Raw genomic sequence first — 14,359 nt, 5'->3', positions numbered from 1 at the left:
TCCACCGCCTCACGTCCGGCGCCCTCGGCGCCCCTCCTGCACGATCTGTTTCAGGAGCGCACTCAACTCGATCCACAGTTCCCTGAGTTCGGCGCCCGTCATCGTCGTGATCATCTTGCGTGCGACCCTGTGTGCCGCCTCGATGGTGCCCTGGTCCGGTGTCCGCTTCCATTCGGCCTCCACCAACAGATCACTCACCTGCGCGTCCAGACGGCCCAGTTCCCGCTGGACCGGAGGGCTGTCCGTGGTCAGCCACGGCCTCTTCGACATGAGCCGGGCGACGTTCTCGACGTGCGAGAAGACCGCCTTGCGCAGCTTGTCCCTGGTCTCCTGGTCAATGGAGTGGGTCTGACTGAAGGCCGACGCGAGCTTGAAGGAGCCGACCACCGCCTGGGTCTGCATGAGGACCGCGAACACCCCGTCGGGAGGCAGGTCCTTGAACCGGGGGTGCACCCGGCGGAAGCGCTGGACGTCCTCCGGTGTGATCGTGTAGCCGCGCGGCGTCCCCGGCAGCGCGTCGGTGGAAACGCTCGCCTCTTCCCGGTACTGCACCGACGAGCCGTGCCGGCGCTTGACCCACTCCCCGATGTGCCGTCCTTCGGGCGCCCCGATGCCCCAGAGCCCGCCCTGCGCCGAGCGCAGCACCTCCAGCACTTCGGGGTCGTTGAAGAGGAGCTTGACCTCCCGGGAGGTGCCGCGCTCCCACACCTTGAAGAGCATGGCCTGTTCGGTCGGGTAGAGGATCTGCGGGTAGACCTGACCGATGGCCACCCGCATCGCGCCGTCCAACCGGTTGGCCAGCAAAGTGAGTTGCACGGTGCGCGCGTCGGCGTCCGGGCCCCAGTCGAAGCCCTCGAAGTGGTAGCCGCCGATGACCAGCAGCGGATCGTTCGCCACGTCGCGCAGGATGCGGTCGTAGACCGAGAGGAAGCCCTCGCCGCCCGTCACCTGCACCTCGGTGTCGGGGTCCTGGGACACCACGTACACCTGCTGGGCGACCTTGGAGACGATGGCGACGGCCCGCTCGGTGTACGCGGAGAGCGTGCCCTGCTCGCGGAAGATCCCGTAAGGCAGCTTCTCGCGCCAGCCCGACTCGTTGTGCGCGACGACCTGTTCCCGCTCCCTGCGCTTCAGCCTCCGGTACGCGTCGCGCACGGTCTCCATCGGGACGGGCCGCTTGTCCTTCTTGTGCACCCAGCTGGGCTCCCAGACGAAGCCGAAGGCTGCCATGGGCAGCCTGCCCGCGCCGATCCGGCTGATGGCCGTGCCGACGGCGGTCCGGGCCTCGGCGTCGTGCCTGGGGTCGAGGTGCTTGTAGGTGTTGATCCCCACGACCACGGCGGTGCGGGCCGCCGCGATGTCCGCGTTGGCGCTCTGCGCCCACGCGGCGCCCGCGTACTTGTTCACCATGTCCGGCGACGCCTGGTCGGGCGTCGCGGGCATGTTGATCACGAATCCGGTGATCGGGTCGCGGCCCTTCATCGGAATGGGGGCCGGAACCAACCTGTCGCGTTTCCTGGGGTGTTCGTGGACGACCACGGGCGCGGCCGGTCTCCCGATCCGGTACTCGAAGAAGGGCACGGGGTCCGTGTCGGCCTTCGGATTGATCTCCAGGTGGACGACGTACACACCCTCGGACTTCTCCGTGAGCCGGATCTCGGTGAGGCGGTGTCGCCGTTTGATGGCCGGGAGCCCGCGCTGTACGGACTCCGGGGTCGCGTTCTCCGTGTTGAGCAGCCGCGTCGCCTCGCGCAGGGCGGCGTCCAGGGAGCGCTTCTTGTCCTTCTCCGAGCGCTTGCCCGGACGCCTGTCCTGGCGCCTGTCGGGCCGCTCGCGCCGACGGTCACGGCGGCGGTCACGGCTGCCTGGCCGCTTGCGGCGCCGATCGGGGCGCCTCGTCCTGCGGCCGGGGCGGCGGGGCTCGCGGGTCCCGTCCAGGTCCGGCTTCTTCTTGCTCCTGTCGGACTTCGGTTTGATTTTCGCCCAGAGTTTCTTGACGAGTCCGGCGATCTTGTCGATGGCCCGGTCGATGGTCCGGTTCACGGGTTTGGCCATGGCCTGGACGATGCCCTTGACACGGGAGGCGATGCCGCCGACGCCGAGGACCGCGGCCAGGACGCCCAACAGGACGGGAACCGAGCGGGCGAGGGCCCGTTCGACCATGCCCGGCACACCCCCGCCGGCACCGCGTGCGACGGCGATGACCGCGTCCAGGACGGCGTTGACGAACTCGAAGATCTGCCGCGCCTGGGTGACGACGAACCGCACGATGTCGATCAGCAGCTTCACGGCCCGCACGAACGCGGACGCGGGGTTGAGCAGGGAGAGGATCCAGGTGATCCCGGCGACCACGATGGTGGGGGTGACGTAGGCGATGACCTTGTCGAGGAGGTCCTTGCGCAGGTCCCCCACCCGGCCCCGCACCTCCTCCCACAACCCCGCGGCACCGCGTCTGCGGACCTCCGCGACCAGCGGCACGGCCGTTTCGGCGGCCGTGAGAGCCCGCTCCGTGCCCGGGGCCCTGCGCAGGATCCGCTCACGGAGGTTGGCCCAGGTCACACCGAGCAGCGAGGCGAGCATCCGGAAGACTCCGGCCGCATCGAACCTCGCGGGCAGTTCGATGCCCGCCTCGGCGGTGCGGCCCAGCAGCCAGGAGAGGATGCCCTGCTGGAGGTGGCGGCCGATGTTCCCGATGAACAGGCGCAGACCCGCGCCGAGCGCCTGGACAAGGTTCTTCAGGAAGCCGACGGGGTCCTTGAGGATCAGCAGGACCGCCTGTGCGGCCTTGGCCAGGACCGACAGGAGCAGCTGCCTGAGTTCCAGGATGGTGCGGACGGCGGCACCGACGGCGTCGAGGGCCCTGGCGACCAGGCCCTTGTTCTTCTCCTTCTGCGCCGCGATCTCCTCGTCGACGGCGGTGAGGGCCTGGGTGTACCGGGTGGCCAGCGTGTCGACCAGCTCGGTGCCCTTGTCCCGCACCGACTGCGTCAGATCCTCGAACCTGCCCTCGAACTCGCCTGCCGCCTCACGTCCGATGGCCCGCAGCTCGGCCGGCAGCGCCCGCACCGCCGCCTGCAGTTCCCCGCGGCCCTGGGCGATGCGCCGCTTCGCCCGGCCCAGCTCGGTGCCGATGAGCGTGGCGATCTCCCCGATCAGCTGCCGCATACGGCCCACATAGCCGTCCCGGGCGCGCTCGAAGATCCTGTCGGCCTCGGCGGGCAGCCCGGCGAACTTGTCCTTCACCCAGCGCAGCTTGCCCGTGACCCCCGAGTACCTGCGGTCCTTGTACTCCCGCATCCTCTGCCCGTGCTCGGCGGTGAACGCCTGGCGCGCGGCCCTCTCCCCGTCCCCGAACCGGCCCTCCACCAGCCTGTCCAGACCCGCAAGGATCGCCTCGACATCCTGCTTCATGATGTCGAAGACACCCTGCAGCACAGCCGTAACCCGGGCACGCCGCTCCTCGTCCCGGGACTTGGCACCCTCCTTCCCGCCGTCCACCCGCTGCCCGGTGAGGGCACGCTGCGCGGCCATCGCGGCCATCGCGGCGGTGCCGGTGCGCTGTGCCTGCGCGGCGGCCGCACGCAACTCGCCCGCCTCGTGCCCCCGCAGCATCCCGGGCGCGGTGGCCGCATGGCGCTCGGCCGTCTTCTTCTCCCCCAAGGCCCGGTCGAAGGCGGGCTCGTTGCCCTTCTCCAGCTGCGCCTCGGTGACCTGGGCGTGCGCCATGCTGCGGTCGATCCCGGCGGGTCCGGCCGACAGGTCGGTGGCCGCCGGCGGCAGCCGGTCCGGCACCGCCAGCGCGGCCCGGGGCGCACCCGGCGCACCCGGCGGCCGGTCCCCAGCCAGCGGCACCACCTCCTTGGGCACCGCGGCGGAGGTGTCCGGAGGCGCGGCGGTCGTCGCGGCGATCTCTCCGGCAGAATCCTGTCTGCCCTCCCCGACCCGGCCCTGGACCTCCCCACGCACCTCATCAGCCCTGCCGGAGGAGGCGAACCTGTCCGCCTCGTCGAGGTTCTTGGGCGCCTTGTCCGCGACCGCCCTCTCCACCGCCCGCACGAACGCCTCCCGGTCGAACTCCCCGGGCCGGGCCTCGTTCATCTTCTCCGCATTCGCGGTCTTGCCCTGCGCCTCCTCATCGTCCCTGGGCGCCACCGCCGCCCGCTGCGCCGCCCCCGCCTCAACCCCCGCAGAACGATGCGACGCCGCAACCCCACGCCCCTTCCCCCGCACCTCCCCCTTCAACACCACAAACTTCGGATCACCATGCGGCCCACAACGCCCCACCACCCGACCCGCACCAGACGCGGTCGCCGTCTTCCCCTCGTCCTCCGGCCGTACCCGCGCCTTGTCCCGGCCCTCGTCAGGGGCCACTCGCCCCTCGCCCCGCTCCTTCTCGCGCCGTTCCCTCTCGCGGCGCCCCGCCGCGGCGACGGCACTGTTGCCGACCGCGTCCTGTGCTCCCGGCGGGGGACCGCTCGGACGCGTCGGGGTACGGCCGGTCGCGAGGGCGGCGGCCACCGCCGCGTTCGACGTGACGGCGGCGGGGCGCACTGGATCCGGGGTACGGGAGCTCAGCGGATCAGCAGCGCCGACACCCTCCCGTACGCCTGGCACCTGCGCGCGCGTCGTCGTCAGCTTCGTCGGCGCGGACAGCGTCGAGGCTGTCGGACGCGCCGCGAGGGCGTTCGGCACTGGCATCGGACGGATCCCTCCCCCGGCGGATCGTCGACGGCCGTCGGGCACCTGAATGAGAATGCGCGTTCGACCGTGACGGGACCGTCACGCCCCCATGCCCCAAGCGTCTCCACACGCCCCGTACGTCGACGGAGGCAACGGAGGTACGGCGGAACCGACTTGCCCGTGCGCCGCCTTGACTACCCTGTGCGGGAAGCAGCGCACCGGGGGAAGCGGGGAAGCGTGGACAGCATCATCGTGGTACCGCCGGGCCGCCCGGAGACGGGCGACCAGATCACGCTGGCCCCCGGCGAACGGCTCGTCTTCGGCCGCAACCCCGACGCGTCGGGTGCGCGCGGCCGGCGGCTGACGATCGCGCACGACGGGGTCTCGCGCGTGGCGGGCGAGATCGTCGCGGAAGGGTCCTTCTGGACGTTGAGCAATCTCAACCGCCGCCTGACCTACGCGGTGGAGAACCCCCAGGGCGCGGGCGAGCACGTGAAGGTGGCGCCCGGTCGCCTGGAGGCGCCGATCCCGTTCGAGTTCGCGCGCATCGTGCTGCCGGCCGCGGGCGAGCTGCTCGGAATCGACGTCTGGGCGCCGCGCCACGACTACTTGGGCGAAGCCTCCTGGGCCCCCGACGGCGCCACGACCGCGCCCTCCTTCTCGCTGGACCGGACCAAGCGGTACTTCGCGGTCCTGGTCGCCCTCTGTGAGCCGCGGCTGCGCGACGACCCGCCGCACACGGCGGTACCCACCGCCGAGGAGGTCGTCGAGCGGCTGCGCCCGGTCTGGCCCGCGGCCAGCCGCACAGCGGTGCAGTGGAACATCAACTACCTGGCCGTGAAGCTGCGCCTCAAACCGACCCCGGAGACCGCGGTGCCCGGCGTGCGCCGCAACGGCACGAAGGAGTCCCTGGTGTCCCTGGCCCTGCGCTTCGACCTCGTGTGCGAGGACGACCTGGTCCTCCTGTCCTGCGCGAACTCGGTCTCCCGGTGACGGGCGGGCGAAGACAGCCGTACGCGGTGCACGTGCCCCGCGCGTACCGCGTCGGCGCCTGGACCGTGGGCGACCCGCTCGGCTCGGGCGGTTTCGCCACCGTCTACGAGGGCCACCGCACGGCGCCCGGCGAGCCGCGGACCGCGGCCCTCAAGTTCCTGCCCACCGGGACGCACACCCCGCGCCAGTTGCGCCACCTGCGCGACCTGGCGCAGCGCGAGGTGGAGATGCTGCGCCGGGTGCGCGCGCCCCGGCTGATCCGCATGCACGAGGTGCTCACGGTCGACGACCCGGACAGTCCCGAGCTGGACGGCGCCACCGTGATCGTCCTCGACCTGGCCGACAGTTCCCTGGACGCACTGCTGCACGAGTCGCCCGGACCTCCGGCGGGGCCGCACCTGCTCGCCCAGGTCTGCGAAGGCCTCCAACAGCTCCACAGGGCGGGCTGGATCCACGGCGACCTCAAACCGGCCAACGTCCTCCTGCAGGACGGCGAGGCCCGGCTCGCCGACTTCAACATGGCCGCCGAGCTGGAAGGCACCCACGCCTACTCGCCCGCCTTCGCCACCCCCGACTACACCCCTCCCGAGCTCCTGTGGGGTCAGATCGGGGAGCGCGGCCGGCTGATCCGGCCCACCGCCGACGTCTGGGCCTTCGGCGTCCTCGCCCACGTGGTACTGACCGGTTCGCTGCCGTTCCCCGGCGGCACCGCGTCAGCGCGCCGGGACGCCGTCCTCCGGTACGCGAGGGGCACCGAGCCGCTGCGGCTCTCCGGCGACATCGAACCCGCCTGGCGGGACATCATCGCCGACTGCCTGGCCCCGGACCACGAGCGGCGCGCGGCCCACACGGCGGCCGCCCTGCTGCACCGCGTACGGGCCGCCGTCCGCGCCGGGGCCACGTCGCCACCGGCCCCGCCGCGCCCTCGCGGGACGCATCGCGGTCTGCTCGCCCTCGCCTGCGCGGTCGCCGTCACCGCGCTCGGCTTCGGACTGCGCGGCCTGGCACAGGACCGCGACCCGGGGTCCACGCCGAGCGCGTCGCCCGCGTCGCCCACCAAGAGCCGCGCCGCCGCCGCGAACCCCTCCGCGGGCAGCTCCTCCCCCGTCGGGTACGACCGCTGCATCAGCGGCAGCGTCTGCTTCTTCACCGCGTCGAACGGCGGCGGCCGCATGTGCGCCTGGGGCGGGGACGAGAACGACTGGCTCACCGGGAAGACCAGGTGCAGTTGGGCCGGGGGAACACGGCCGCGATCGGCGTACAACAACGGTCTGGGAACATCCGACGGGGAATCACTCGTCCACGTGCGCTACTTCACCGAGAAGCACCTCCAAAGGCAGCTGGGCTGCATCAAGTTGGGCACCAAAGTCAATTTCACGGCGCCCGTCGCGCCGCGCTCCCACGTGTGGGTCGAGGAATGCTGAAAGAGGAACGCCGAAAGAGGAGCACTGAGAGCGGAGCACTGAGAGCGGAGCGTTGAAGGAGGAGCACATCCCCTACGCATCGGGGAGTCGTACGTCACGCAGCTCCCCGCGGCCCGTGATGCCGAGCTTGGGGAAGATCTTGTACAGGTGGTAGCCGACCGTGCGCGGGCTCACCCCCAGCCGGGTGCCGATCTCCCGGTTGGAGAGCCCTTCCGCCGCCAAGCGGGCGACCTGCGCCTCCTGCGCGGTGAGCCCTCCCGCCTCCTCCCCCGTGCGCCGCGCCGACGCCCCCGCCGCGCGCAGCTCGCCGCGCGCTCGATCGCGCCAGACCGGTGCGCCGATCCCCTCGAAGAGGTCTGCCGCCAGGCGCAGCAGCGGACGCGCGTCGGCGGGCCTGCGGGCGCGCCTCAGCCGCTCTCCGTACAACAGGGCGGCCCGTGCCCGGAGGAAGGGGCGGTCCGCGAGGCCGGGGGCGACCTCCGTGTCATGGAGGCCGTAGAGGTCCGAGCCTTCGCGCTCCGCCCTGCGGGAGCCCTCATCGGACCGCTCGGCCTCTGCGGTCAGGGCGCGGCACAGGGCGGCTTGGGACCGCGCCCAGGGCAGTCCCGCTCCGTCGGCCCAGGCCCCGAACTCCCCTGTTGCGGAAGCCGCTTCACCTGTGGCACCCGTGGCCGTGTACGCCTCCACCAGGTCCGCCGCCGTGCGGCGCGCCAGCCGGGGGTGTCCGGACGGGGAGCCCGTCGTGCGTACGGGCTCCAGTCGTTCCAGGGCCGTGGCGTGGTCCCCTTCGGCCAGTGCAGCGATGGCCATCGCCCAGGCGGCGTCGGCGGCCGCCGCGCGGTTGTTCAGCGGCAGCGCGGCGGTCACCGCTTCGGCGGCGTACGCACGGCAGGACGCCGCGTCGCCGTCCACGGCCGCCACCTTCGCCAGCAGTGCGAGCGCGTCGGCCGACCGCACCGGGTGGTCCAGGTCCCGGGCGAGCCGCAACGCCTCGTCCGCGTGTTCCCTGGCGGCTTCAAAGCGCCCCGTCTCCCATTCCAACTCCGCGAGCCACAGAAGCGGTTGCTGCAGCAGCGCGGGTGATCCCGCCGTCCTGATCCGCTCGGCCGCCTCCTGCGCGAACCGTCTGGCCCGCTGCGGATCGGGGCCGTCCCTGCCGATCGCCGTCGGCCACAGCCAGCGGTGCACCCGGCTGGTTCCCAGGTCCCGCGGCGCCCTCCTCAGCAGCTCCCACGGATCGCCGCCGTACTCGCGGTGGTCGCCGTCGTACGCGGCGGCCAGCAGCCTGCCGTACCGCCGGTACTCCGGCTCCACCGCCGACTCGGCTATGCGAAGGGCGTTTTCGCGCAGGGCGTCCGCGCGGCCCGCGTGCTCGGCGGCGTCGCACGCCATGAACAGCAGCGCCGCCGACGTCGCGGGCGGCACCTCCCGTGCGGTCTCGGCGAGTTGGCGGTGGGCCGATTCCTGGTCGCCCGCCGAGTACTCAAGATAGGCGCGCATCCTGGCCAGTTCGGGCAGGGGCGCGGCGTCCTCGGGCGGCGCCGCCCTGGCCGTCAGCTCCCGCGCCGCCGCCGGGTGGCCCGACTTCCACGCGGCGTGCGCGGCCGCCGCCAGTCTGCGGGTCCTGGCCCGTTCGTCGCCCGACAGTTCCGCCGCGCGGGCCAGGGCGGCGGCGACCGCCGCCATGCCGCCGCGCCCGGCGGCGGCGTCGGCGGCCCGCTCCAGTTCGGCGGCGAGCGGTTCGTCGGGCCCGGTGCGGGCCAGGGCGCGGTGCCACAGCGCGTGTTCCCGCGCGCCGCGCGCGGTCAGCGCGTCGGCGACGGCGCGGTGGGCGGCGGCCCGGTCGGGGGACGCGGCGTCGGCGTAGACGGCCGATCGGACGAGCGGGTGCCCGAAGCGCACGGCGGGGCCCGTGACGCGGAGCAGTCCGGCCCGTTCGGCGGCGCCGAGCGCGGCTTCCGGGTCCTCGGCGCCGAGAGCGGCGGCCGCGGCCCGTACGACGTCCGTGTCCCCCCGGTCGTCGGCCGCGGCGGCCAGCAGGATCGCTCTGACCGGGGCGGGCTGGGCGCGCGCCCGGTGGGCGAACGCCTCGCGCAGTCGCCCGTCCACCGGGTAGGGCCCGGTGAACGGCGCGTCTGGCACGGGCAGTTCGGCCAGGGCGAGCGGGTTGCCGCCCGATGCGGCGAGCAGGGCGGTGACGCCGGGGCCGTCCGGGGCGAGTCCGCGCGCGGCGAGCAGGGCCGCGGCGTCGGCGGGGGCCAGCGGCGGCAGGTCGAGGGTGCGGAGGTCGCGCGGCGGGGCAGGACGGTTCGGCGCCCCGGCTTCCGTACGCAGGCCCAGCAGCACCGAGACCGGGCGGCCGGTCAGCCTGCGGGCCGCGAAGAACAGCACCGAGCGGGTCGCGGGATCGAGCCACTGCACGTCGTCGACGGCCAGCAGGACGGGCCCCGCCGCGGTCAGCAGGTCCAGGACGGCGGTGCGCACCACGAGTTCGCCGGCCGGGCGCTCCGACAGGCCCAACGCGCTGTCCAGCGCCGCGCGCTGGTCGGGGCGCAGGGCGTCCGCGCCGTGCGGCAGCAGGGGTGCCAGCAGGGCGTGCAGGCCGCCGAAGGCCAGCGCGATGTCCGACTCGACGCCCGTGCAGCGCAGTACCCGGCAGCCGGGGTGCTCGCGTCGGGCGTGCGCGGCCGTGTCGTCGAGCAGCGCGGTCTTGCCGATGCCGGGCTCGCCGCGCACCAGCAGGGCGTCACCGCTGTCGGCCTCGGCCGCGGTCACCAGGGCGCGGGCCGCGTTCTGTTCGGCGGCTCTGCCGCGAAGGGGGCTACGGATCACGGAGGTCGAGACTAGTCAAGGTGACGGATGCCCGGGTGGGCGCGGGGGACGGAGGCTGCTGCACGTACCGCCGAATCCGCGAAACGCACGAAGCGTGCGCACACCAAAGGGGTCCTTACCGTGTCAGGAACAGTGTTCAGCCGCCGCAGCACCCTCGGCGCCGCCCTCGTGGGGGCGGTCGGGGCGACCGGAGTCGGTACCGCGACCGCCCCGGAGGCACGGGCCGCGACGGGCCGGGTGCGCGGGTCGTCGCGGCGGTTCGCCGGGAAGGTGGTGCTGATCACGGGCGCCACGTCGGGGATCGGGCGCGCCGCCGCGAAGGCGTTCGCCGCCGAGGGCGCACGGGTCGGGTTCTGCGGGCGCAGGCAGCAGCTCGGGCGGGAGGTGGAGCGGGAGATCAGGGACGCGGGCGGGGACGCCGCGTACATCCGGGCGGACGTGCGGGTGCCAGAGCAGGTCGAGGCGTTCGTGGAGGGGGTCGTACGGCGGTACGGGAGGCTCGACGTGGCGTTCAACAACGCGGGCGTGGAGCGGAGCGCGCCGCTGCACGAGATGACGGTCGCGGAGTGGGACGACATCACCGGCACCAACGAGCGCGAGGTGTTCCTGGCGATGAAGTACGAGATCCCGCACATGCTGCGGGGCGGCGGCGGGGTGATCGTGTGCACGTCGTCCAGCGGGGCCGAGCGCGCCAGGCCGGGCCACGCGGGCTACGCGGCCTCCAAGCGGGGCGTGCAGGGTCTGGTGAAGGCCGCCGCGCTGGACTACGGGGCGCGCGGGATCCGGGTGAACGCGATCCTGCCGGGGACGACGGACACTCCGCTGGTGCGGCCGCCGGGGCTCGCGGACGCGGACTGGGAGGCGTTCAAGAAGGCGTGGGGGCCGCTGAACGTGGCGGGGCTGCGGCGGATGGCCTCGGCCGAGGAGATCGCCGCGGCGGTGGTGGGGCTGGCGTCGGAGGAGTTCCGCCACCAGACGGGGGCGTCCGTCGCCGTGGACGGCGGGGCGACGGCCGGGGCGGCGATGGTGTGGCCCGCGGGCTTCCCGGCCCCGCCCGGGGCGTAGAGGGGCGGGAAGGGCGCAAGGGGTGGGCGGGGCGCAGGGGGCGGGCGGGGCGTTGTCAGTGGCCTGCTGCATGATCGGCACATCAGTTCTCACGGACGGAGCGTCATGCCGATCACGAACCGGCAGGTGGCGGAGCGCGCCTTTCTGCGGCCCCTGTACGAGGACCCGTACTTCCCCGGCCACGTCCTCGACAAGGGGGTGGCGATCCTGAAGCGGCTGTGCGAGCGGATCGAGGCCGAGAAGCCGTCGGACCTGGCGGCCCTGTGCGTGCTCACCCTGGCCGCGACGGAGGAGTTCAACCGCCTGGGGGCGGAGTTCGAGGCGGCCGGGAGCGAGATCGAGACGGTCGCGCGCGAGGAGATAGCCGAGGACTTCTGGTTCATCGCCACGGCCTACGGCTTCCCCGACGACGTGGACGTGGAGGAGTTGATCGCCTCGCGGGACTGGTGAGCGGCGGCGTGGGCGGGGGTGGGCGGGCGGGGGTGGGCGGCCGCCCGCCCGGCCGGTTCGCGGGCGTCAGCGGGCGTCAGCCTCCCGTACCGGATGCTTGCTCAGGATCGAGACGCGGTTGAAGGCGTTGATGGTGATCGCCGCCCAGATCACGGCGGAGATCTCTGCGCTGTCCAGCACTTCGCCCGCCGCCGCGTAGGCCCGCTCCTGGGCGAGGGCGTCGGCGGGGTGGGTGGTGGCCTCCGCGAGGGCGAGGGCGGCGCGCTCCCTGGCGGTGAAGAGCTCGGTGTCGCGCCAGGCGGCGAGGACGCCGAGGCGCCTGGTGGTCTCCCCCGCGCGGAGCGCGGCCCTGGTGTGGACGTCGAGGCAGAAGGCGCAGCCGTTGAGCTGGGACACGCGGAGGTTGACCAGTTCGACCAGGATCCGGTCGAGTCCGGCCTCGGCGGCGGCCGCGCGGACGGCGTCGGCGGTCTTCACCAGTGCCTGGTACGCGGCGGGGTGCTGCTTGTCGAGGTAGATCCGGCCGCCGGCCCTGCGGTCCGCCGTGGTCTGCGCCGTCTCGCTCACCTTGTGCTCCTTCGCCTGCCGTCGCGAGCGTCTGTTGTCGCGAGCTGTCGTCGGCACTATGATCATCCATAGTTGTTGAAATTGAAACTACATGGCTGGGAAGAGGGCTGGGAGATGGATCACACGGAGATCGAGGTCCTGACCGCCCGGGACGTCCCGTTGGGCGGGCCGCGCGCGATGACCGTACGGCGCACACTGCCGCAGCGGGCCCGGACGTTCGTCGGCGCCTGGTGCTTCGTCGACCACTACGGACCCGACCGGGTCGCGGAGACCGGCGGCATGGACGTGGCGGCGCACCCGCACACCGGGCTGCAGACCGTCAGCTGGCTGTTCAGCGGGGAGATCGAGCACCGCGACAGCCTGGGCACCCACGCCTTCGTACGGCCCGGCGAGATCAACCTCATGACCGGCGGCCACGGCATCAGCCACACGGAGGTGTCCACCCCCGACACCACCGTGCTGCACGGCGTCCAGCTCTGGGTGGCCCTGCCCGACGCGCACCGGCACGCCCCTCGCGACTTCCAGCACCACGCGCCCGGGGCGATCCGCGTGGACGGCGCGGAACTGCGGGTCTTCCTGGGCACCCTCGCCGGTGCCACCTCACCCGTCCGGACCTTCACCCCGCTCCTCGGGGCCGAGGTCCTGATCGACGCCGGAGCCGCCGTCACCCTCGACGTCGACCCGGAGTTCGAGCACGGCCTGCTCGTCGACGAGGGCGACGTCCGGCTCGACGGCGCCCCCCTGCGCCCCGCGGAACTCGGCTACGCCCCGCCGGGGCGCGGCACGATCACCCTCACCAACGCGTCCGACCGCCCGGCCCGGACGGTCCTCCTGGGCGGTCCGCCCTTCGGCGAGGAGATCGTGATGTGGTGGAACTTCATCGGCCGCAGCCACCAGGACATCGTCGAGGCGCGGGACGACTGGGAGCGTGCCTCCGACCGGTTCGGCGCCGTCGACGGCCACCCCGGCGAACGCCTGCCCGCCCCCGCCCTGCCGAACGCCGTCATCAAGCCCCGCAAGAACCCCGCCCCCCGCTGAGCGGGCCCCGCGGGGCCCCGGCCGGGACCCCGCACCGCAAGAACCCCACCAGCCACCGACGCACCACGCGCCCCGCACCGGAAGGACCCGCCATGAGCGACCAGGCCACCACCCCCGGCGACCCGACCACCACCCCCGTCGTCCGCCGCGTCGACGAACGCCACCGCTACGAAATCCTCGTCGCCGAACAGCGCGCCGGGCTGACCGCCTACCGCGACCGCGACGACCGCCGCGTCTTCTTCCACACCGAGATCGACGACGCCTACGCGGGCCGGGGCCTCGCCTCGGTCCTCGTCGAGCAGGCACTCGCCGACACCCGCGCCTCCGGCATGCGCATCGTGCCCGTCTGCCCGTACGTGGCCAAATTCCTGACGAAACACCCGGAGTTCACCGACATCGTGGACCCCGTGACCCCCGAGGTCCGCACGTGGCTCGACGCCCGGCTGAAGCGCTGAGGCAGCGCTGAGGCCGGGCGCCGGGCCGCGTTCAGGAGAGGCGGCCGCTCAGTTCACGGCGAAAGAGCCGAGCGGCGCCTTCCAGAACTTCCGGAAGTTTCCGTTGGTCTTGCAGCCGAGGTTCTCGTACGTGTTGACCCTCGTCACGGGGTCGGTCGCGGTCAGGCGGTACTTGCACGCCTGCTTGATGTGTTCGCCCTCGATCCCGCCCGGGAAGTCGATCTCCTTGTTCCACAGGTAGGGCGACTCGTAGTGGTTGACCGCCGCCGTGGCGTTCACGTCGATGCCGCCGGGGGCCTCGATCTCGTACACCCACCCGGTCTTCGCGGCGCCGTACGTGGCGAACCTCTGCGCCACCCACTTCTCACAACTGGTGCTGAGGTGCGCGCTGTTCTGCCCGCCGCCCTTGACGATGTAGTCGGCCAGCGGGATCAGCGCGTCACCGCGCGGGGTGAAGCCCTGCGCGAAGAGGTCCTCCACGTTCTCCCGGGTGTCGCCGCGCCACAGCGTGTTCTCGTCGTCGCGCCACTGCCAGCGCTCGCTCCGCGAGGTCTCGGCGACCGTCTGGAAGATGCCCGGATTGGTCGTCGTGCGCCACCAGTCCCACGTCCGGTACCCGCCCACAGGGCCACAGGGACCGGTGTCCGGGGCGGGCGCGACAGCGCGCGAGGCGGGGGCGGCGGTGCCGGCGGCATCGGCCGGCGCGACCGCGGCGACGGAGACGAGGGAGACGGCGGCGAGCACGCGGAAAGCGGCCTTGAGCATGGTGGGGCCCATCAGTCGATCAATATGCCGGGCCCTTTATATCGATACCCAAAGCGATGAAACCGCAGGTACGGGGCGGAATCACCCGCA

10 protein-coding genes are annotated in these 14,359 nt (G+C 73.1%); 6 read left to right on the top strand and 4 right to left on the bottom strand.

Going from position 1 to position 14,359, the window contains the following annotated elements:
• Window positions 1–9 precede the first annotated feature (9 nt).
• Entirely contained in the window at window positions 10–4,152 is a 4,143-nt protein-coding gene (locus ACIBNE_RS38475; RefSeq protein WP_399280243.1) for a hypothetical protein, read from the bottom strand.
• Between the two features lie 765 nt (window positions 4,153–4,917).
• On the opposite strand from ACIBNE_RS38475, the gene ACIBNE_RS38470 reads away from it, so the two are divergent.
• Together ACIBNE_RS38470 and ACIBNE_RS38465 are read left to right on the top strand one after the other, a co-directional pair.
• Window positions 4,918–5,673: an FHA domain-containing protein gene (locus tag ACIBNE_RS38470; RefSeq protein ID WP_399280242.1), complete on the top strand. Its 756-nt coding sequence runs from the start codon at window positions 4,918–4,920 to the stop codon at window positions 5,671–5,673.
• 26 nt (window positions 5,674–5,699) lie between these two features.
• A complete protein-coding gene (locus ACIBNE_RS38465) occupies window positions 5,700–7,097 on the top strand; it encodes a serine/threonine-protein kinase (RefSeq protein ID WP_399280240.1) in 1,398 nt (465 codons plus the stop codon).
• 72 nt (window positions 7,098–7,169) lie between these two features.
• On the opposite strand, the gene ACIBNE_RS38460 is transcribed toward ACIBNE_RS38465, so the two are convergent.
• Complete coding sequence (locus tag ACIBNE_RS38460) at window positions 7,170–9,929, bottom strand: AAA family ATPase (protein WP_399280239.1); 2,760 nt, start codon at window positions 9,927–9,929, stop codon at window positions 7,170–7,172.
• 120 nt (window positions 9,930–10,049) lie between these two features.
• On the opposite strand from ACIBNE_RS38460, the gene ACIBNE_RS38455 reads away from it, so the two are divergent.
• On the top strand, window positions 10,050–10,994 hold the full coding sequence (locus ACIBNE_RS38455; protein WP_399280237.1) for an SDR family NAD(P)-dependent oxidoreductase: 945 nt from the start codon (window positions 10,050–10,052) through the stop codon (window positions 10,992–10,994).
• A 105-nt stretch (window positions 10,995–11,099) separates the two neighbouring features.
• A complete protein-coding gene (locus ACIBNE_RS38450) occupies window positions 11,100–11,444 on the top strand; it encodes a DUF5713 family protein (RefSeq protein WP_399280235.1) in 345 nt (114 codons plus the stop codon).
• Between the two features lie 66 nt (window positions 11,445–11,510).
• On the opposite strand, the gene ACIBNE_RS38445 is transcribed toward ACIBNE_RS38450, so the two are convergent.
• On the bottom strand, window positions 11,511–12,011 hold the full coding sequence (locus tag ACIBNE_RS38445; protein WP_399280233.1) for a carboxymuconolactone decarboxylase family protein: 501 nt from the start codon (window positions 12,009–12,011) through the stop codon (window positions 11,511–11,513).
• A gap of 114 nt (window positions 12,012–12,125) precedes the next feature.
• On the opposite strand from ACIBNE_RS38445, the gene ACIBNE_RS38440 reads away from it, so the two are divergent.
• On the top strand, window positions 12,126–13,049 hold the full coding sequence (locus ACIBNE_RS38440) for a pirin family protein (RefSeq protein ID WP_399280231.1): 924 nt from the start codon (window positions 12,126–12,128) through the stop codon (window positions 13,047–13,049).
• Window positions 13,050–13,141: 92 nt separating this feature from the next.
• Complete coding sequence (locus tag ACIBNE_RS38435; protein ID WP_399280229.1) at window positions 13,142–13,504, top strand: GNAT family N-acetyltransferase; 363 nt, start codon at window positions 13,142–13,144, stop codon at window positions 13,502–13,504.
• A gap of 48 nt (window positions 13,505–13,552) precedes the next feature.
• On the opposite strand, the gene ACIBNE_RS38430 is transcribed toward ACIBNE_RS38435, so the two are convergent.
• Complete coding sequence (locus tag ACIBNE_RS38430) at window positions 13,553–14,281, bottom strand: hypothetical protein (protein ID WP_399280227.1); 729 nt, start codon at window positions 14,279–14,281, stop codon at window positions 13,553–13,555.
• Window positions 14,282–14,359: the final 78 nt, after the last annotated feature.

The sequence above is a fragment of the Streptomyces sp. NPDC050504 genome (assembly GCF_044458065.1).
In the GTDB taxonomy this organism is placed as follows: Bacteria; Actinomycetota; Actinomycetes; order Streptomycetales; family Streptomycetaceae; genus Streptomyces.
This window is presented reverse-complemented; position numbering and strand designations above follow the sequence as displayed.

Excerpts from the sequence above, each read along its gene's own strand:
- ACIBNE_RS38430 (WP_399280227.1), bottom strand. The coding sequence starts at position 14,281 with ATGGGCCCCACCATGCTCAAGGCCGCTTTCCGCGTGCTCGCCGCCGTC.
- ACIBNE_RS38435 (WP_399280229.1), top strand. The coding sequence starts at position 13,142 with ATGAGCGACCAGGCCACCACCCCCGGCGACCCGACCACCACCCCCGTC.
- ACIBNE_RS38440 (WP_399280231.1), top strand. The coding sequence starts at position 12,126 with ATGGATCACACGGAGATCGAGGTCCTGACCGCCCGGGACGTCCCGTTG.
- ACIBNE_RS38450 (WP_399280235.1), top strand. The coding sequence starts at position 11,100 with ATGCCGATCACGAACCGGCAGGTGGCGGAGCGCGCCTTTCTGCGGCCC.